Source organism: Streptomyces sp. CS113 (genome assembly GCF_002188365.1).
GTDB classification, from domain to species: domain Bacteria; phylum Actinomycetota; class Actinomycetes; order Streptomycetales; family Streptomycetaceae; genus Streptomyces; species Streptomyces tendae.
Map to the genome: position 1 here is coordinate 7605075 of NZ_KZ195574.1, position 17716 is coordinate 7622790.

Here is a 17716-nt window from a genome sequence, read left to right on the forward strand (position 1 = left end):
CGGCCGAGCCGGGCCCGCAGCTCAGGGCGCGGGCCGGTCGCCGCCGCTCGGGGCGTGGCTGAGGTCGACGACGCAGAAGATGTTGCCGTCCGGGTCGGCGAGCACGACGAAGTCGGGGTCGGGCGGATACAGGTCCCACTCCACGGCCCGCGCACCGAGGCCGGTCAGCCGCCGCACCTCCGCCCGCTGCTCCTCGGCCGAGTCCGTGAACAGGTCGAGGTGGAGACGGGGCCGCGGTTCGGGCGGCGAGTCACTGCGCAGCAGGCCGAGGGCCCGCCCGGAGCCGTCCGCGTACTCCAGCGTGCGCCAGGTCTCGCTCCGCCACTCCTCCGTGGCGACCAGGGGCAGCGCGGCCGTCCAGAACGCCACCGCGCGGGGGACGTCCGTGACACCGATGACGGGGATTCCGAGTCTCAGCATGATCCCGACCCTACGTACTGCGCGAGACCGTCGCCCAACGACCAGTCCGCGGAGGTGTTCTCGGTCAGGGTGACGAAGACGTTGCGGGGCTCCGTCCCCGCGTACTCCTCGGCGAGCTCGGCGATCCGGCGGTACAGCGCCTCCTTCCGTCCGGTCGTCCGCCCCGCCCGCAGCGTGATCGCCACGAAGACGATGCCGGCGTCCCGGCGCACCCCGAGGTAGTCGTCGTAGCGCAGGGTGCCGCGGGCGGCGTCGTGGGCGGTCAGGACCTGGAAGCGGTCGTCGGACGCGATGCCGAGCGTCTCGACCAGGGCGTCGTGGACGGCCCGCCCGAGCGCGTCGAGGCGGTCGCCGCCGGTGTCGCCGCCGTGGGCGTCGATGCGGACGAAGGGCATCAGGGATCTCCTGTCGGGTGGGTCCGGGACGGGGTCCGCGGGAGGGGGCGTCAGCGCCAGTCGACGGCGAACGCCCGTGCCGGGTTCTCGGTGAGGATGCGCCGCACCAGGTCGTCCCCCACGGCGAGGGCCAGCCGGGCGGCCACCCGGCGCAGCAGGTACGGCATGCCCGGACCGCCGTCGACCGAACGGGCGGAGGCCGTCGTCGTGTCGCCGCCCAGCAGCAGCCGGTCGCCGAACCCCGCTTCGGCGAGGTCCCGCACCGCGTCCGGCATCCGCCAGTCGGTGGCGTGGTTTCCCCGCGACGGCCCGTCGAAGGCCAGCCAGCACCCCGACCCGGCCGCCTGCCGGTGCGTCACGGGGTCGGGGGAGCGGTTGAGGTGACCGAGGATCACGCTCTGCGGCGGGACCCCCGACTCGCCGCACAGCAGCTCCAGTACGTCCAGCGCGCCGGTCCCCAGCTCCAGATGCACGGCGATGGGCGCCCCCGTCGCGTGGTGCGCCTCGGCCGCCGCCGACATCGTCCATCGCGCGTGCGCGTCGAGCGCGTGGAAGCCGCCCGCCACCTTGATCAGTCCCGCGCGGACGCCCGACGTCCCGATGCCCCGGGTCAGTTCGGCGACGAAGACCTCGGCCGCGCGGCCCCGCAGCGCGGCGAGCGTGCCCTCGTCGTAGTGGACGTCCTGGTGCAGTCCCGTGGCGGCCACCACGTGGACGCCGGTGTCCCGGGACAGGGCGGGCAGATCGGCGGCCCGTCGACCCAGCCCGTACGGCGTCCACTGCACCACCGCGCCGCCGCCCCGCTCCCGGAACGCGGCCAGTTCCGCCCGTGCCGCCGCCGCGTCGCGCAGTTCCTCGCCGGGCAGCCGGGGACTGGCGAAGAACAGGTGGTCGTGGGCGTCGCACACCCCCAGGTCCCCGCCGGGCACGTCCCCCAGGACCGTGCGGACGGCGCTCACCACTGGGGTCCCCCGGGCAGCAGGCCCCGTCCGGGCGCGGACAGGTGCAGTACCCGGAAGACCTCGCCCGCCGCACCGTCCGGCGCGTCACCGGCGTGCAGCGAGAAGTGCACCGTCTCCCAGCGCCGGGTGTCCACGACCGCCGCCGCGAGCAGCGCCCCGTCCCCGGCGGCCAGTCGCCCGGTCTCGCGCACCGCGTCCGCCGCCACCTTGGACAACGGCACGCCCTCCGGCACCCGCTGCCGCCGCAGGACCGCCACCCGCGCGGGGGAGCCGGCGGCGCCGCCCTCCTCGTACGCCAGGCCCGTCCACTGCTGGACCGCGGGCCGGCCGAAGTCGTCGGTGGGCCGCTGGAAGGCGCCGCCCCAGAGGAAGGAGTTCATGCCCTCCACGGTGTGCCACAGGTAGAACGGCGCGTACTGGTTGACGGGGGAGCCGTCCTTCTCGCGCTCGCGGATCAGATACGCCTTGAGCCCGAGTCCGGGCCACTCGTCCAGCAGGTGCCCGGTGCGGGCCACGCGCTCCCTGATGACCTCCATCGGATAGTCGGCGGGCAGGGTGAAGCTGTACTGCATGGCGTGCATCGGATGCCCCCTCAGGCGTGCGGGTCCTCGTGGGCGACGTGGGCGCCCCACTCGGTGGTCGTGCCGTCCCCGGCGGCCTCGACGACCGCGAGGTGGCTCATGAAGGTGTGCGGCCCGGCGCCGTGCCAGTGCCACTCGCCCGGCTCGATCCACACGGTGTCGCCCGCGCGCACGGTCTCCACCGCACCGCCCTCGCGCCGCACCCGGCCCTCGCCCTGAAGGATGTGCAGGACCTGGCCGTGCGGATGGCGGTGCCAGGCGGTGTGCGCGCCCGGCGCGAAGTGGACGTGGAACATGCGGAGCCGGGACGGGGCCGGGGGAGCGGCGATCTCGTCGAGCCACACCGGGCCGGTGAAGTTCTCGGCCGGGCCCCGCTCGGTTCCGGGGCGTTGCCGGGTGATGTGCACGGTCGTCGAACTCCTCTACGCGGTGGCGTTCTTGTGGGTGGCGAGCAGTGAGAGCAGTCCCCGGACGCCCGCGTCGAAGGCGGCGGGCGAGCCGGACGCGCGGGCCAGCACGTAGCCGCCCTGGACGGTCGCGACGACCGCCGCCGCGATCTCCTCGCCGTCCAGCGAGGGCGCGAACTCGCCCTGCTCCCGGCCCTCCTCCACCAACTGCGCGATCTGCTCGCGCAGCCAGTCGAGGGTCTCGTCCACCGGCGCGCGCAGGGCGTCGTCGGCGATCACGTCCGGGTCCATCGTCAGACGGCCGACCGGGCACCCGCGCAGCACGTCGCGCTCGCGTCGCAGATACGCCTCGATGCGCTCGTACGGCGTCCCCGGGCCGTTGAGCACGGCCCCGGCGGCGGCCCGCATCTCCTGCGCGGTGCGCCGGATCGCGGCGAGCGCGAGGTCGGGCTTGCCCTTGAAGTGGTGGTACATGCTGCCCTGCCCCGCCTGCGCCCGCTCGAGGATGGCCTTGGGGCTGGTGCCCACGTACCCGCGCTCCCACAGCAACTCGCGGGTGGACTCGATCAGTCGTTCCGAGGTGCTCATGCGCTCACTGTACATACTAGTAGTTACAGAAGTCGAGAGGGCGAGGAAGAGCGGCGGGAGCAGACCCGGACCGCCGCGGTACTCCCGTCGTCGTACGCCCACTGCCGCTGGCCGTACGACGACCGGGACCCCCTTGCGGAGCGAGGCTCGGAAGCGACACAAGGGACATCGCGACCGAGGAGTTGGACGACATGGAGACCCTGGCACAGTTCGGCGACGGCGGGCCCGGCCCGTGGATCCTGCTCTTCCCGGTGATCTGGGCGCTGGTCATCGGCGGCGGCATCACCCTGCTGCGGCGCACGGTGTGGCGCGGCCGCCGCGGACCCGGACGGCCGACGACCGTCGCGGACAACTCGCCCATCACCGTGCTCGGCCACCGCTTCGCCTCCGGCGAGATCGACGAGGACGAGTACTGGCGCCGGCTGTCCGTGCTGGACGAGCAGTTCGGCCGGACGGGCAAGGGCGGTGCGGCATGACCACGACGACCGTCACCCGGGCCGCCGCCCGGGTCGTGGACGCCGTGAAGGTGTACGGCGGTGGCGACACCGCCGTACGCGCCCTGGACGGCGTGAGCGTCGACTTCCCGGCCGGCCGCTTCACCGCCATCATGGGGCCCTCCGGCTCCGGCAAGTCCACCCTGATGCACTGCGCCGCCGGACTCGACACGCTCACCTCGGGCACCGCCCGCATCGGCGACACCGACCTGAGCACCCTCGACGACCGCCGGCTCACCCTGCTGCGCCGCGACCGCGTCGGCTTCGTCTTCCAGGCCTTCAACCTGGTGCCGACGCTGACCGTCGCCGAGAACATCACCCTCCCGCTGGACCTGGCCGGGCGCCGGGGTGACACCGAGTGGGTCGACGCGCTGATCGACGTCGTGGGACTGCGCGACCGCCTCCACCACCGGCCCGCTGAACTCTCCGGCGGGCAGCAGCAGCGGGTGGCGGTTGCCCGCGCCTTCGCCGGGCAGCCGGACGTGGTCTTCGCCGACGAGCCCACCGGCAACCTCGACTCCCGTTCCGGCGGCGAGGTGCTCGGCCTCCTCGGCCGCACCGTCCGGCAGACCGGCCGCACCGTCGTCATGGTCACCCACGACCCCGTCGCCGCCGCCCACGCGGACGAGGTCGTCTTCCTCGCGGACGGGCGCCTGGTCGACCGCATGGACGCGCCGACCGCCGACAAGGTCCTGGACCGGATGAAAGCCTTCGAGGTGCCCTCATGAACGCCTCCGTCCGCCTGAGCGCCTCCTCGCTCAGGGCCCACAAACGCCGCTTCGCCGGGACGTTCCTCGCCGTGGTCCTCGGCGTCGCCTTCCTGACCGGCACCCTGGTCATGGGCGACACGCTCCGTGCGAGCTTCGACACCATGTTCGGCAACGCCGCCGGCGGCACCGACGCCGTGGTGCGCAGCGCCGACGCCATCACCACACCGGGCGAGAGCCAGGGCGTACGGCAGCCGGTCGGCACCGGCCTGGTGCGGACGATCGAGCGGGTCCCCGGCGTCGCGGCCGCCGCCCCCAGCATCCAGGGCGCGGGCCAGCTCGTCGGCGCGAACGGCGACCCGATCGGCGGCCAGGGACCACCCACCCTGGCCGGCAACTGGATCACCGACCCCGAGCTGAACCCGTACCGCCTCGCCGAGGGCCGCGCCCCGCAGCAGTCCGGCGAGGTCGTCGTCAACCGCGGCGCCGCCGAGCAGGGCGGCCTGACGATCGGCGACACCACCACCCTGCGCACCCCCGACCCCGTCGAGGTCACCGTGGTCGGTCTCGCCACCTTCGGGGGTGAGGACGGCATGGCCCAGGTGACCTTCACCGGGATGACCCGGGCCGACGCCGAGAAGTACCTCACCGCGCGCCCGGGCGAGGCGGCGAGCATCCAGGTGCGGGCCGGGCCGGGCGTCGGCCAGCGGGAACTCGTCGACCGGCTGGCACCCGTACTGCCCGAGGGCGTCGAGGCCATCACCGGCCAGGAGTCGGCCGCGGAGAACACCGACATGATCTCCAGTCAGTTCCTGAGCCTGTTCACGACCTTCCTGCTCGTCTTCTCCGGCATCGCCCTGCTGGTCGCGACCTTCTCCATCCACAACACCTTCGCCATCGTGGTCGCCCAGCGCACCCGGGAGAACGCCCTGCTGCGCGCACTGGGCGCCTCCCGCCGCCAGGTCACCGCCGCCACCCTCGCCGAGGCGGCCGTCGTGGCCGTGACCGCGTCCGCCGCCGGGCTCGCGGGCGGCATCGGCATCGCGGCCGGACTCCAGGCCCTGTTCCCGGCGATCGGCTTCCCCTTCCCCGAGGGCGCCCTGGTGGTCAGCGCGCTGTCGCTGCTGCTCCCGCTCGCCGTGGGCGTCCTGGTCTGCCTCGGCTCCGCCCTGCTGCCCGCGGCCCGAGCGGGCCGCACCGCTCCACTGGCCGCGCTGCGCGAGACGGCCGTCGACACCTCCGGCGCCTCCCGCGCGCGGGCGGTGACCGGTACGGGGATGCTCGTGCTCGCCCTCGCGGTGACGCTCGTCGGCGTCCTGCTCTCCCCGTCGGTGTGGCTGGCCGGAGCGGGCGCGGTACTGGCCCTGGCCTCCTTCGTCGTACTCGGCCCGGTCGCCTCCGCCACCGCCGTACGCGTCCTCGGGGCCCCGCTCGACCGGCTCCGCGGCGTCACCGGCGTCCTCGCCCGGCGCAACGCCCTGCGCAGCCCCAAGCGCACGGCGGCCACCGCCGGGGCGCTGATGATCGGCGTGGCGGTCGTGTCGCTGTTCACGGTCTTCGGCGCGTCGCTCAAGGCGACCATGGACCAGACCGTCTCCCGGTCCTTCGCGGGCGACGTCGCCGTCAGCGCGCCGTCCTTCGGCGCGGGCGGCAGCGGCCTCAGCCCGCGCCTGGCCGAAGCGGTCCGGGAACTGCCCGAGGTGGACACCACCGTCGGACTCGGCCGGGGAGTGGCGGAAGTGGACGGCGAGGGACGTGCGTTGACCGTGACCGACCCGGTCGCCCTGAACCGCACCTTCGACCTCGGCACCGTCCACGGCTCACTGGACGACCTCGGCACCGACGGCATCGCGATCACCGGGAGCGAGGCGGAGAAGCGGGGACTGACCACCGGCGACACCACGCGGCTCACCTTCACCGACGGCCGCAGCGGCACCTTCACCGTCCGCGCGGTCTACGGGCAGTCCGAACTCGCCGGCGACTACGTCATCACCCGCGCCGCCTGGGCCCCGCACCGCACCCAGGACTCCGACAGCCTGGTCGCCGTCGCCTTCGAGGACGGCGTCGACCCGGACGCGGGCAGGGCGGCGGTGGAGAAGGTCGCCGACCGGTACGGCAACCCCGAGGTGCAGACCCGTGACGCGTACGCGCAGTCCTCCGCGGGCGGCATCGACATGATGCTCACCCTCGTCTACGCGCTGCTCGCCCTGGCGGTGCTCATCGCGCTGCTCGGCATCGCCAACACCCTCACCCTGGCCGTCCACGAGCGCACCCGCGAACTCGGCCTGCTGCGGGCCGTGGGTCAGACCCGGGCCCAGGTGCGGGCCATGGTGCGCTGGGAGTCCGTCCTGGTCGCCGCCCTCGGCACGGTCGGCGGGCTCGGTCTCGGTGCCTTCCTCGGCTGGGTCCTGGTGGCGGCCTCCGACGGCGCCTCGGACAGCGCCTTCGCCTTCGCCCTGCCGCCCGCGCAGCTCGCGGTGGTGGCCCTGGTCGGTCTCGCGGCCGGCGCCCTGGCCGGCCTGCGCCCGGCCCGGCGCGCGTCCCGCCTGGACGTACTGCGCGCCGTGGCCACGGAGTAGCCCGCACCGGCCCCCGGCGGCCCCGCGCCGTGCGGCTGATACCGGCGGGTGCACCCGCTCCCCGGCGGGTGGCGGGCGGGTGTACCGGCCGCCGTCCGTCCGTACCCGGGCTGGATTGCCGACGTGGTGGAGGGGGAGCCCGCGCCGTGCGGCTGATACCGGGCCGGTCCACCCACTCCCGGCCGGGGAGCGGTGCATCGGCCGCCGTCCGTCCGTACCCACGCAGGATCGCCGACGCGGTGGAGGGCGCCCGGCCCGCGGCGGGACGCGGGCGCCACCCATCGCCGGTGGCGCGGAGCCCCCGGGGACCGGTGCGTCGCTCCGGCGGTGCATGCGCGTGTGCTGCACGGCTCGCCGTCGGGCGGTCGCCGTGCGCCCGGTACGCCGGCGAGCCCGCCGCCGACCCCCGGTCGGCCGCGGGGCGCCCCGGCGCCGACCGGAAGGCCCGGTCGGCGCCCGGTTGCGCCGCACGCCCCGCGCCCCGTGGGGCACCCGAAGCTCCGTCACGACCCCGGCAGAGCACGGTGGTTGCCGCCCCGGCGACACGCACCCGGGTTCGGGTTCCGGACGTGGGCCGGACCCCGTGCCGCACGGCCCGCGGCAGCGGACGGTCACCGCCCGGTCAGCCGACAACGGCCGACCGGGCGGGAGCGGGTTGGGGGCTGCCGAGGTCGACCGCGTGCTCGACCTCGGCGAACGCGGCGGCCGGCACCTCCTCGACCAGACGGCGCGGCGGGCGCGTCGCCACCGGCGGCGCGGTGACCGGCGCGGCGGTGATGGCCGTCGGCAGCGTGAACCAGACGACCTTGCCCGACTCGCCGTCCGGCCGGGCACCCCAGGTCTCGCTCATCGCGGCCACCATGGCGAGCCCGCGCCCGCACGTCGCGAGGGGCTCGGCGTCGTCCACGACGGGCAGTCGCGGATCGTGGTCGCGCACCGAGACCGTGAGCCGGTCCAGGAGCAGCTCTATCTCCACGGTGCACGCCTTGTCGGGCCGTGCATGGAGGTGGACATTGGTCAGCAACTCCGTCACGCCGAGCACCGCCCGGTCGATCAGGAGATCCATATGCCAGTAGCGCAATTGCGCAGATACGATTCTGCGGACCTGGCCGATCCGCGACGGCAGGGCTTGGAGCTCCACCGTGCAGTGTCTGCTTGGGTGAGTGATCACGGCTGCGACTCCCCGACATAGAGGTCCGGAAGAACACGGAGTTCGGATCCAGCGAGGCGCACCTGGCGCACGCCGCCCGCTGTCATGGCCGGCGGGCTGGTTCGCAGCGTTATCGCCGGTAAACCCAGAGTGACGTGAGACCAGCGTGACGCAAGGGGTGAGGCACCGCAACTTACGGACATCTCTCAGGCGCGGCGTCCGGCCGCCCGGCGCACAGCCTCGATGAAGCGGCGGGCCGCGGGCGGCCCCGGTTCCCCGGGGGCCGGGTCACGCTCGCCGAGGGTCAGCAGATACCGCTTGCCGTCGAGGTCGGCCAGCGCCCGGTCCTGCGGACCGAACCACGGACGGGAGGCGCGCACCGCCTGCACCGGCGCGCTGTCTATCTCGCTGCCGTAGCTGGTGAGCAGCTCCACCCGGCCACCGCTGATCCGGACCGTCCCGGCCCGGGTGAGTGAACGCAGCCGCTTGCCGATCCGCACCCCCGTGGCCCTGAACTCCGGCTCCGCCATGGCCGTCGCCCCCTCGCGCGTCGGTTCCCGCCGCTGGCAGTCTGCCCGCACCGAGCCCCGAGCACCAGTACGCGCCGGTCCTTTCCGGAGGCGACCGGAGCACTCGCGCGAATGCGCCCCCCACCGCCCGCCACACCGCGCGGGCCCCGGCCCCCAGGGGTGCCTTTGAGGCGCCCAAAGGTGTGTTTATGCAGGTGAGAAGCGTGTGGAAGGTGTTTATGATCCTGGTGTCGGCCGCGCTGTCCGCCGTCGGCGCGCAGCGTAAGGAGACCCCGAAGTGAGCACTGACCGGCAGACCGGCACCGGCGCCACCCTCGACGTCGACCACAGCGACGCCGCCTACCGAGCCTGGCTGAAAGAGGCCGTCCGCAAGGTCCAGGCCGACGCCAACCGCTCGGCCGACACCCACCTGCTCCTGTTCCCGCTCCCGGAGCACTGGGGCATCGACCTGTACCTGAAGGACGAGTCCACCCACCCGACGGGCAGCCTCAAACACCGCCTCGCCCGCTCCCTGTTCCTCTACGGCCTGTGCAACGGCTGGGTCCGGCCGGACCGCCCGGTGATCGAGGCGTCCAGCGGCTCGACGGCCGTCTCCGAGGCGTATTTCGCGAAGCTGATCGGCGTGCCCTTCATCGCCGTCATGCCCCGCACGACGAGCACCGAGAAGATCCGCCTGATCGAGTTCCACGGCGGACGGTGCCACTTCGTGGACGACTCCCGGCGGATGTACGAGGAGTCGGCCCGCCTCGCGGCGGAGACCGGCGGCCACTACATGGACCAGTTCACCTACGCCGAACGCGCCACCGACTGGCGCGGCAACAACAACATCGCCGAGTCGATCTTCCGCCAGCTGCGGCTGGAGCGGTACCCCGAGCCGTCCTGGATCGTCGCCACGGCCGGCACCGGGGGCACCTCGGCGACCCTCGCCCGCTATGTCCACTACATGCAGTACGACACCCGCGTCTGCGTCGCCGACCCGGACAACTCCTGCTTCTTCGAGGGCTGGACCACCGGCGACCCCGACGTGGCCTGCGACCGGGGCTCCCGGATCGAGGGCATCGGCCGGCCCCGGATGGAACCGAGCTTCGTGCCCGGCGCGATCGACCGCATGATGAAGGTGCCGGACGCGGCGAGCGTCGCGGCCGTACGGTCCCTGGAGCGGGCCATCGGCCGCAAGGCGGGCGGCTCCACGGGCACCGGCCTGTGGAGCGCGTTGAAGATCGTCGCCGAGATGGTGGCCGCCGGGGAGCGGGGCAGCGTCGTGACGCTGCTGTGCGACCCCGGGGACCGGTACCTCGACAAGTACTACTCGGACGCCTGGCTCACCGAACAGGGCCTCGACATCGAGCCGCACACGGCGGCGATCGAGTCCCTGCTGCGCACGGGCACCTGGCCCGGCTGACGACCGGCACCCCGGGCACGACCCGCTCGCCGGGCTACGGCCGCCGCAGCCGCCGGTCCAGCGACGTGACCGCGCCCCGGAAGGCCCGCCCCAGCCCCGGACGCGCCCGGTCGAGCACGAAGCGGAACGGCGCCGTACCGTCCGCCGCGAACGTCCAGCGCACCCGGGTACCGGTACCGGCCGGCGTCAGCCGCCACTCCTCGAGCATGGCCCGGGCACCCGGCGCGTTGGTGACGTCGACGCGGTAGGCGTACACCTCGGGGCGCTCGGCCGCCAGCACCGTCTCCACGAAACGCGTGCCGCCCCTGAGCCGGATCTCGCGCCCCGCGCCCTCACCGATGGGCCGGGCGAACGTCACCGCCGAGAACCACGCGGTCCAGCCGGGTACGTCCTCGGCCAGCGCGCGGAAGACGGCGTCCGGAGCGGCGGAGATCTCCCGTGCGAAGACCAGGCGTACCGGCGCCGTCTCGACGAAGCCGAGACCCACCGGACGCAGACGGCGAGCCATGGACACAACCCCCTTGTGCGCAGCCGCGCGTGGCGGACGATCGGCCGGGTGGCGCCACGATAGCCCCGGGCGCGCCGGGTGTCAGCGGGGCGGGCACCGTACGGGCCACGCCCGGCGCCCGCGCGGCAGGGGGTTTCCGGACGCCGGCGGCGGCGTCAGTCCGCCGCCGGCTCCGGCTCCGGCTCGCCCGCCACGACCAGCCCGAGGTGCTCGGCGACCTCCGCGCGCGCCTGTGCCGCGAGGCCGGAGTCGGTCACGAGCGTGTCCACCTGCTCCAGCGCGGCGAACGAACTCAGGCCCACGACACCCCACTTGGTGTGGTCCGCGACCACCACGACACGCCGTGCCGACTGCACGAGACGCCGGTTCGTCTCGGCCTCCGCGAGATTCGGCGTGGACAGGCCGGCCTCGGCCGATATCCCGTGCACGCCCAGGAACAGCACGTCGAAGTGGAGCGTCGCGATCGCCTGGTCGGCGACCGGACCCACCAGCGAGTCGGAGGGCGTGCGCACCCCACCGGTGAGCACCACCGTCGCGCCGCCCTGCCGCGCCCCCGAGGTGCGCTGCGCCACGTGGAACACGTCGGCCACCCGCACCGAGTTGGTGACCACCGTCAGGTCCGGCACGTCCACCAGCCGATGCGCCAGCGCGTACGTCGTCGTACCGCCGGACAGGGCGATCGCGGCGCCCGGCGCGACCAGCTCCGCGGCGGCCCGCGCGATGTCCTCCTTGGCGGTCGGCTCCAGACCCGACTTGGCCTCGAACCCCGGTTCGTGGGTGCTCGCCTCCGCCACCGGGACGGCCCCGCCGTGCACCTTCTCCAGCACACCCTGCCGGGAGAGCGCGTCGAGGTCGCGGCGGACCGTCATGTCCGACACGCCGAGCTTGCGGGTCAGCTCGTTGACCCGGACACCGCCCCGGCGGCGGACCTCGTCCAGGATCAGGGCGCGCCGCTGCTCCGCGAGGAGGTTCGGATTCTCACTCACGTACGCTTCGGTCCTTTCGCCGCCACACCGTCCGACACGCCGACGCACCCGCTCCGATGAGGACTTCTCCCCGCACCCGTGCGCGGACGTCCATCCTCGCACGCCCCGCCACGGCCCGCGCCACCGCCCGCCCGCCGTCACCGGTCACACGGAACGGGGAGATTCCGTGCCGAGGGGTGCGGGAGGTCCCCGGACGGGAGATCCTTGTGCCCGCACGGACAGAGCCGACGGCGCGTCACGGGGGAGTGCGGACAGTGGGAGAGGCACAGGAGCGAGCCGGGGCGGGCGGCACCGACGCGAGAAGCGGCACCGCCCTGGAACTGCTGGTGCACGGGGTGGGTGGTACGACACCCGCCGAGATGCTGGACGACCCGCGGACCGTGCGGGTCACCGGCGACCACGTCGCGGCCGTCTTCCGGCGCACCGAGGACGCCGACGCCGAGTCCCGGCCCGAGGACTACCGGGGCCGGCCGGTGCCCGAGGCCTACGTCTGGTGCAACCTCACCTCCGGCAACGGCGCCCGCGCCCTGTGGCTGCTGCTCCTGCCCTTCATGGTGGTCAACATCGCCCACTGGATGCGGCCCGCCGCCCACGGCCGGATCCGCACGGTCCGCCTCCACGGCCTGCTGCTGCGGCTCGTGGGCCTCACCCTGACGGTGCTCCTGGTCGCCGCCGCCTGCGAGGTCGCCCTCGACCTCGTGGCCTGGCAGTGCGCGGGCACCCGCGCGTGCGCCGAGCGGCACTCCTGGCTGGGCTTCCTGTCGCCGGTGGTGTCGGACGGCGGCTGGTGGAGCACGCCCGGCCGCCGGCTCGCCCTCGCGGCCGCGGTGCCCGCCGCCCTCACCGGGCTGCTGTGGTACCTGTCGCTGCGCACCTGGCGGGCGTACGAGTCCCGGCAGCCGATGGACCGCGAGGCCGACGCCGAGGAGGACCCCCGCCGTGCCGCGCTGGGCCGTCCCGGGTTCTGGTACGGACGCCGCCTGGTGGCCCGGCTGCGCGCCGCGCACACCGCCGCGGGCCTGCTGACCGTCGCCGTGGCGGTCGGCGTCCCGGCGGCCCGCTTCGACCGGCGGCCGGGCGGACCGGCGCTGCTCGACACGCTGGGCTGGGTCCTGCTGGGGGCGCTGGCCGTGGCGTCGGTCGCCGTCGTCGCGGTGGTCTGCCGCCGGGGCCGCAGCGAGAGGCGCCTCGACCGGACACTCGACGAGCACCTCGTCCGCCGCCTGCCGCTGGCCGCCCTGCTGCTGTTCCTCCTCGCCCTGCTGTACGGCGGCTGGGCTCGTCCCACCTGGACGTCGCAGGGCCGGCTGGCCGGTGACGCGGCCTTCGGCGGCATCGCCCTGGTGCAGGGGCTGCTGGTCGTCGCGCTGGCCGTGGCCGCCCACCTGCTCCACCGCAGCCGCCCCGACGCCCGCGCCGCGATCCGGGGCCTGGGCGGTCCCGCCGTCGCCATGCTGGCCTGCGCGCTGGGCGGCGTGATGTCCGGCGGCGTCTCCCAGCGCGTCTCCGACTGGATGGACGGCACCGGCACCTTCCTCGACGGCCCGCCCGTCCTGCTGACCTGGCAGGCGTCCGTCATCCCGCCCCTGCTCGTCGTCGTCCTGCTGATGTGCGCCGTGCTCGCCCGGCACACCCTGCGCCTGGCCCGGGCGGAACAGGACGCCGTGGAGGGCGACCACCCGGGAGAGGCCGGAGACCCCGCGCGCACCCGGCGCATCGCGCTCACCCGCGCCATGGCCGGCCTCACCGACCGGGCCCCCGTCCTCGTCGCCATCACCTCCACCGCCACCCTGCTCCTCGGCGCCGGAGCCCTGGTAGGCGCCATGACGACCGACCAGGTGCCGGGCGAGGCCGCCCGCGGGACGTACGCCGTCGTCCAGGGAGCCGCGCAGACCGCACAGGAACTGGGCTCCTGGCTGATCGGCCTCGGCTTCATACTCTTCGTCACCTGGGGCAGGCGCGCCTACAAGGACGCCTCCGCGCGGCGCACCATCGGCATCCTGTGGGACGTCGGCACCTTCTGGCCGCGCGCCGCCCACCCCTTCGCACCGCCCTGCTACGCCGAGCGCGCGGTGCCCGACCTGACCTGGCGGATGGCGACCTGGACCCGTGCCACCGGTGGACGGCTGGTCATTTCCGGACACTCGCAGGGCAGCGTCCTGGCCGCCGCCGCGTCCTGGCAGCTGGAACCGGCCGCCCGCAGGCGCGTCGCCCTGCTGACCTACGGCTCCCCGCTGGAACGGCTGTACGGCCGCTGGTTCCCGGCCCACTTCGGCCCCGACGCGCTCGCCTCGCTGCACGAGGAGGTCGACTGCTGGCGCAACCTCTACCGGCGCACCGACCCCATCGGCGGCCCGATGCGGCTGCCCGGCGACGCGGGCCCCGCGGTGGACCGCGCGCCCCTCCGGGACCCGCTGACGTACGGCCGGACCGAACTCCACCCGCTGCCGGCGCCGGTCCTCGGCCACTCCGACTACCAGGCGGACCCGGTCTTCGCCGAGGAACGCGGACGGCTGCTGGCCCGGCTTCGCCCCGAGGTACCGGCGCCACGCCACACCGGCGGTGCCGCGGCGCCCGTCCCGGCGGCGGACGACGCGACCGGGGACTGCTGAGGCGCAGGCCCGCCCGGCACCGGCTCCAGCGCCGTCACCGCAGCCCGGGCAGGTCCTCCGGGTGCAGCAGGGTCAGGTCGTCCGTGCTGGGGTCGGGCAGCTGGGCGACCCGGCTCGCGTGCCGTTCGACCATCGCCTCGAAGGTCTGGCGGGCGGTGCGCCCGTTGCCGAAGGCCGGACCCTTGGGGATCTCCGTGAAGTACTTCGTCAGCGCCTCGGACGTGCCCGGCGCCAGCCGGTACTCGTGCTCGTCGGCCTGCTGCTCCAAGATCCGCAGCAGCTCCCCCGGGCCGTAGTCGCCGAAGGTGATGGTGCGGGAGAAACGGGACGCCACGCCGGGGTTGACCGACAGGAAGCGCTCCATCTCCGCCGTGTATCCCGCGACGATCACGACGACGGCCTCCCGCTGGTCCTCCATCAGCTTGACCAGCGTGTCGATGGCCTCCTTGCCGAAGTCCCGGCCCGCGTCCTCGGGGGACAGCGCGTACGCCTCGTCGATGAACAGCACGCCGCCGTGCGCCCGCTGGAACGCCTCCTGGGTGCGGATCGCCGTGGAGCCGATGTGCTCGCCCACCAGGTCCACCCGGGACACCTCGACCAGATGCCCCTTGTCCAGCACCCCGAGGGAGGCGAGGATCTCACCGTACAGCCGGGCGACCGTGGTCTTGCCGGTACCGGGGGAGCCGGTGAAGACCAGGTGCCGCTTGACCGACGCGGCCTTCAGGCCCGCCCGCTGCCGGCGCCGGCCCACCTCGATCATGTCGGTCAGCGCCCGCACCTCGCGCTTGACGCTGTCCAGGCCCACGAGGGCGTCCAGTTCGCCCAGGACGGCCTTCGAGGTCCGGGCGGGCTCCGCGGGGGCGGTGCCCGCGACCAGCGGCTCCTGCTCGGTGGTGCGCTGCCCGGGGATCGACCCCAGCAGACCGGGGGACTGGGCCGCGGTCTGCACCACCGGCTCGGGCGCCGTGGCGGGCGCCGTCAGACCGGTGCTCTCGTCACTGGTGCAGTCCTCGACCAGCGGCCCGGAGTCGTACGCCGAGTCGGGGCCGCCGTCCGCGAACTCGTACCCGCCGCGCGCGCACCGCTCCGTGCGGCACTTCTTCAGCGTCGTACGGCAGCCGTCGATCACGTGGAAGCCGTAGCCGGCGCTGCCGGTGACCCGGCAGTTCAGGAAGCTGCCGCGGCCGCCGGCCGACACGTAGACGCCCGCCTCGGAGGGGGAGTCGACGGTGCAGCGCTCGATGGTGGGGTCGGCGCCCTTGGTGACGATCACACCGGTGCGGTTGCCGTCCAGGGTGCAGTTGTTCAGGGTGCCGCCGCTGCCGTGGTCGCGGAACCAGGCGCCGGTGGCGGCGTCCCGGATGCGGCAGTCGTCGAGCTGCGCGGTGGCGCCGTCGCTCACCGACACGGCGGTGTTGCGCACCTGGGAGAGGTCGCTGTCGACGACATCGGCGCGCGAGCCGCGATCCAGGACGAACAGCGCGTCCGGCACGTCGTGCACCCGGCAGGAGTCGAGTACCGCGGTGGCGCCGTCGCTGACCCAGACCGCCGGGTAGTCGCCGGTGCTGTCGAAGATCTCGCACTGGTTGGCGTCCACCCGCGTGCCCGGGTCCCACACCGACAGGCCGTTGCGCCCGAACTGCCGCACGCTGGTGCGGGTCAGGGTGAGCACGGAGCGGGACCTGAGGTCGACCGCGTTCTCCGGGATGTCGTGGATGCGGCAGTCGGCGAGGGTGAGCACCGCGTCCGTGTCCAGGGTGACGCCGTCGCCGGTGGTGCGGTGCACGTCGCAGTCGGTCAGATGGGCGGTGGCCCGGCCGGTCACCTGCACGCCGCTGCCCCGCACCTCGTAGATCTCGCAGCCCACGGCCTCCAGGGCGGAGCCCTCGCCCGTCGCCGTCAGTCCGGAACCCGCGGCGTGGTGCACCCGGCAGCGCTCGAGGCGGGGGTGGGCGCCGGAGCGCACCGCGACGCCCGCCTGGCCTGCCGCGACGACCTCGCACTCTTCGAACACGCCGCCCCCGCCGTCCAGGACGGCGATGCCGACACCGGCCGGATTGTCGACCGTGCAGCGCCGCACCGTGGGACGCGCACTGCCGCGCACCTCTATCCCGGAGGCGGAACGCGCGACGATCCTGAGGCCCAGCAGCTCCGGCGTGCCGTCCTCCACCAGCACCGCGGGCGCCGCCGCGTCCTGGCCCTCGACGTGCAGGTCCTGGATCACCGCCGAGGCGCGCACGGTCAGCGGGACTCCGTCGGTGGGCGCGATGCGCACCGAACCCTGGGCGCCCTCGGGGCCGCGCAGGGTCACCGCCCGCTGGACGACGAGGTTCTCCCGGTAGGTCCCGGGGGCGACGGTGAGGACGTCGCCGTCGGCCGCGGCCTCCAGGGCGGCGGCGAGCGATGCGTACTCACCCGTGCGGCGCCGCCACCGCGAGGTGCCGGTGTGCGTCACCTGGACCGTGCCCTGTGCCATGGCGTTGCTGTGCCCCCACCTCGTCGTACGCGGGTCGTCGCCGATTAGGTTCGGCCGGTCCACCGTAGCGTGCGCGCAGGTGGTGAGTTGACCGGAGGCCGAAGCCCGTCAACTGCCCGCGCCGGTCCTGCCCCAGTCCGGTCCCGCCCGCTCCCACTCCTGCTCCAGGCGCGCGTACCGCCGGCGGACCAGGCGCCAGAGCACGATCCGCCGGGCGGCCTCCACCAGCGCCGCGGCCGCCACCGCGGTGCCGACCCCGGCGAGCGCGGCGTGCGTCGTCGCGGTGGCGGAGTCCAGCGGGCGGGCCACCTCACGGCCCCGCCCGTCCGTCCACATCGCGAACCGGTCGCCGCTGTCCGGGCGGTCGATGCCCACCAGGACGGGGCCCTCGTGCCGCGAGCCGTCCGGCCCGGTCCAGGCGGCGAGGACACGGCTGCGCAGCTCCTCGCCGGTGGCACCCTCCGGGTCGACGGTCAGGCGTGAACGCTCCAGGGCCCGGACCACGGTGGCCGTCACCCGGTGCCGCAGCTCGTGCTGTTCACGCACCGACCGCTGGAGGGCGCTCTGCGCCGCGCCGCCCACGAGCACGCCGGCCAGGGGCGCCACACACACGATCAGCAGCAGCGAAGTCAGGGCCAGCCAGGCCTCGGCCAGGTCGCTCGCGCGGCACAGCGGATTGCCTCGCCAACGCCACAGACCTCTGATCGCCCGCACACACGGACCCCCTTCCCGCTCCGCTCCACCCCCGTCGAGCCGTTCACGCGGATCCCGGGCGGACCGGACCGCGGGGGCGTGCCGTCCCCGCTCAGGTGGCCCGTCACGGCCGGGTTCTCATGAACCTCTCACGAACCCCAACGCGCGGACCCCGCACCGGGTTCCCGTCAGCGGGCCGTTTGTCCGGAACCCGGGCCCGGTCAGG

At 74.6% G+C, this 17716-nt stretch carries 17 protein-coding genes; 5 read left to right on the plus strand and 12 right to left on the minus strand.

Going from position 1 to position 17716, the window contains the following annotated elements:
- Positions 1–21: 21 nt before the first annotated feature.
- Genes B9W62_RS34315 through B9W62_RS34340 form a run of 6 tightly spaced genes read right to left on the minus strand, consistent with a single transcriptional unit; the run spans position 22 to position 3353 of the window.
- Complete coding sequence (locus tag B9W62_RS34315; protein WP_107424231.1) at positions 22–420, minus strand: VOC family protein; 399 nt, start codon at positions 418–420, stop codon at positions 22–24.
- Positions 414–815 (minus strand): tautomerase family protein, encoded by a 402-nt coding sequence (locus B9W62_RS34320; protein WP_087810806.1) that lies wholly within the window; start codon positions 813–815, stop codon positions 414–416. The genes B9W62_RS34315 and B9W62_RS34320 overlap by 7 nt, the downstream gene beginning before the upstream one ends.
- A gap of 50 nt (positions 816–865) precedes the next feature.
- Complete coding sequence (locus tag B9W62_RS34325; protein ID WP_087812223.1) at positions 866–1774, minus strand: phosphotriesterase family protein; 909 nt, start codon at positions 1772–1774, stop codon at positions 866–868.
- Positions 1771–2358 (minus strand): DUF4865 family protein, encoded by a 588-nt coding sequence (locus B9W62_RS34330; RefSeq protein ID WP_087810807.1) that lies wholly within the window; start codon positions 2356–2358, stop codon positions 1771–1773. The genes B9W62_RS34325 and B9W62_RS34330 overlap by 4 nt, the downstream gene beginning before the upstream one ends.
- An 11-nt stretch (positions 2359–2369) precedes the next feature.
- Complete coding sequence (locus B9W62_RS34335; protein WP_087810808.1) at positions 2370–2765, minus strand: (R)-mandelonitrile lyase; 396 nt, start codon at positions 2763–2765, stop codon at positions 2370–2372.
- Between the two features lie 15 nt (positions 2766–2780).
- Positions 2781–3353 carry a TetR/AcrR family transcriptional regulator gene (locus B9W62_RS34340; RefSeq protein WP_256976678.1) on the minus strand — a complete coding sequence of 191 codons (573 nt, stop codon included), beginning with the start codon at positions 3351–3353 and terminating at the stop codon, positions 2781–2783.
- Positions 3354–3544: 191 nt separating this feature from the next.
- On the opposite strand from B9W62_RS34340, the gene B9W62_RS34345 reads away from it, so the two are divergent.
- The 3 genes from B9W62_RS34345 to B9W62_RS34355 are packed head-to-tail and all read left to right on the plus strand — an operon-like array spanning position 3545 to position 7133.
- On the plus strand, positions 3545–3829 hold the full coding sequence (locus tag B9W62_RS34345) for an SHOCT domain-containing protein (protein WP_087810810.1): 285 nt from the start codon (positions 3545–3547) through the stop codon (positions 3827–3829).
- The gene (locus tag B9W62_RS34350) at positions 3826–4575 is read left to right on the plus strand and encodes an ABC transporter ATP-binding protein (RefSeq protein WP_087810811.1); all 750 of its coding nucleotides are present in this window, start codon (positions 3826–3828) and stop codon (positions 4573–4575) included. Before B9W62_RS34345 ends, B9W62_RS34350 begins: the two co-directional genes overlap by 4 nt.
- Positions 4572–7133 (plus strand): ABC transporter permease, encoded by a 2562-nt coding sequence (locus B9W62_RS34355; RefSeq protein ID WP_087810812.1) that lies wholly within the window; start codon positions 4572–4574, stop codon positions 7131–7133. Before B9W62_RS34350 ends, B9W62_RS34355 begins: the two co-directional genes overlap by 4 nt.
- A gap of 622 nt (positions 7134–7755) precedes the next feature.
- On the opposite strand, the gene B9W62_RS34360 is transcribed toward B9W62_RS34355, so the two are convergent.
- Together B9W62_RS34360 and B9W62_RS34365 are read right to left on the minus strand one after the other, a co-directional pair.
- Positions 7756–8304, minus strand: a complete 549-nt coding sequence (locus tag B9W62_RS34360) for an ATP-binding protein (RefSeq protein ID WP_179235809.1) — start codon at positions 8302–8304, stop codon at positions 7756–7758.
- A gap of 185 nt (positions 8305–8489) precedes the next feature.
- Positions 8490–8813, minus strand: coding sequence for a hypothetical protein (locus B9W62_RS34365; RefSeq protein WP_087810813.1), 324 nt, complete (start codon positions 8811–8813; stop codon positions 8490–8492).
- A 277-nt stretch (positions 8814–9090) separates the two neighbouring features.
- Here B9W62_RS34365 and B9W62_RS34370 point away from each other — a divergent pair, with 277 nt between their 5' ends.
- Positions 9091–10215, plus strand: a complete 1125-nt coding sequence (locus B9W62_RS34370) for an L-cysteine desulfhydrase Cds1 (RefSeq protein ID WP_087810814.1) — start codon at positions 9091–9093, stop codon at positions 10213–10215.
- Positions 10216–10249: 34 nt separating this feature from the next.
- On the opposite strand, the gene B9W62_RS34375 is transcribed toward B9W62_RS34370, so the two are convergent.
- Both B9W62_RS34375 and B9W62_RS34380 read right to left on the minus strand, forming a co-directional pair.
- Entirely contained in the window at positions 10250–10723 is a 474-nt protein-coding gene (locus tag B9W62_RS34375; RefSeq protein WP_087810815.1) for an SRPBCC family protein, read from the minus strand.
- Between the two features lie 155 nt (positions 10724–10878).
- Positions 10879–11709, minus strand: coding sequence for a DeoR/GlpR family DNA-binding transcription regulator (locus tag B9W62_RS34380; protein WP_087810816.1), 831 nt, complete (start codon positions 11707–11709; stop codon positions 10879–10881).
- A gap of 254 nt (positions 11710–11963) precedes the next feature.
- Here B9W62_RS34380 and B9W62_RS34385 point away from each other — a divergent pair, with 254 nt between their 5' ends.
- A complete protein-coding gene (locus tag B9W62_RS34385) occupies positions 11964–14321 on the plus strand; it encodes a hypothetical protein (RefSeq protein WP_087810817.1) in 2358 nt (785 codons plus the stop codon).
- A gap of 34 nt (positions 14322–14355) precedes the next feature.
- Here B9W62_RS34385 and B9W62_RS34390 read toward each other — a convergent pair whose 3' ends face one another.
- Together B9W62_RS34390 and B9W62_RS34395 are read right to left on the minus strand one after the other, a co-directional pair.
- Positions 14356–16797 carry a right-handed parallel beta-helix repeat-containing protein gene (locus B9W62_RS34390; protein WP_179235810.1) on the minus strand — a complete coding sequence of 814 codons (2442 nt, stop codon included), beginning with the start codon at positions 16795–16797 and terminating at the stop codon, positions 14356–14358.
- A gap of 108 nt (positions 16798–16905) precedes the next feature.
- Entirely contained in the window at positions 16906–17511 is a 606-nt protein-coding gene (locus B9W62_RS34395; protein ID WP_087810819.1) for an Rv1733c family protein, read from the minus strand.
- Between the last annotated feature and the right edge of the window lie 205 nt (positions 17512–17716).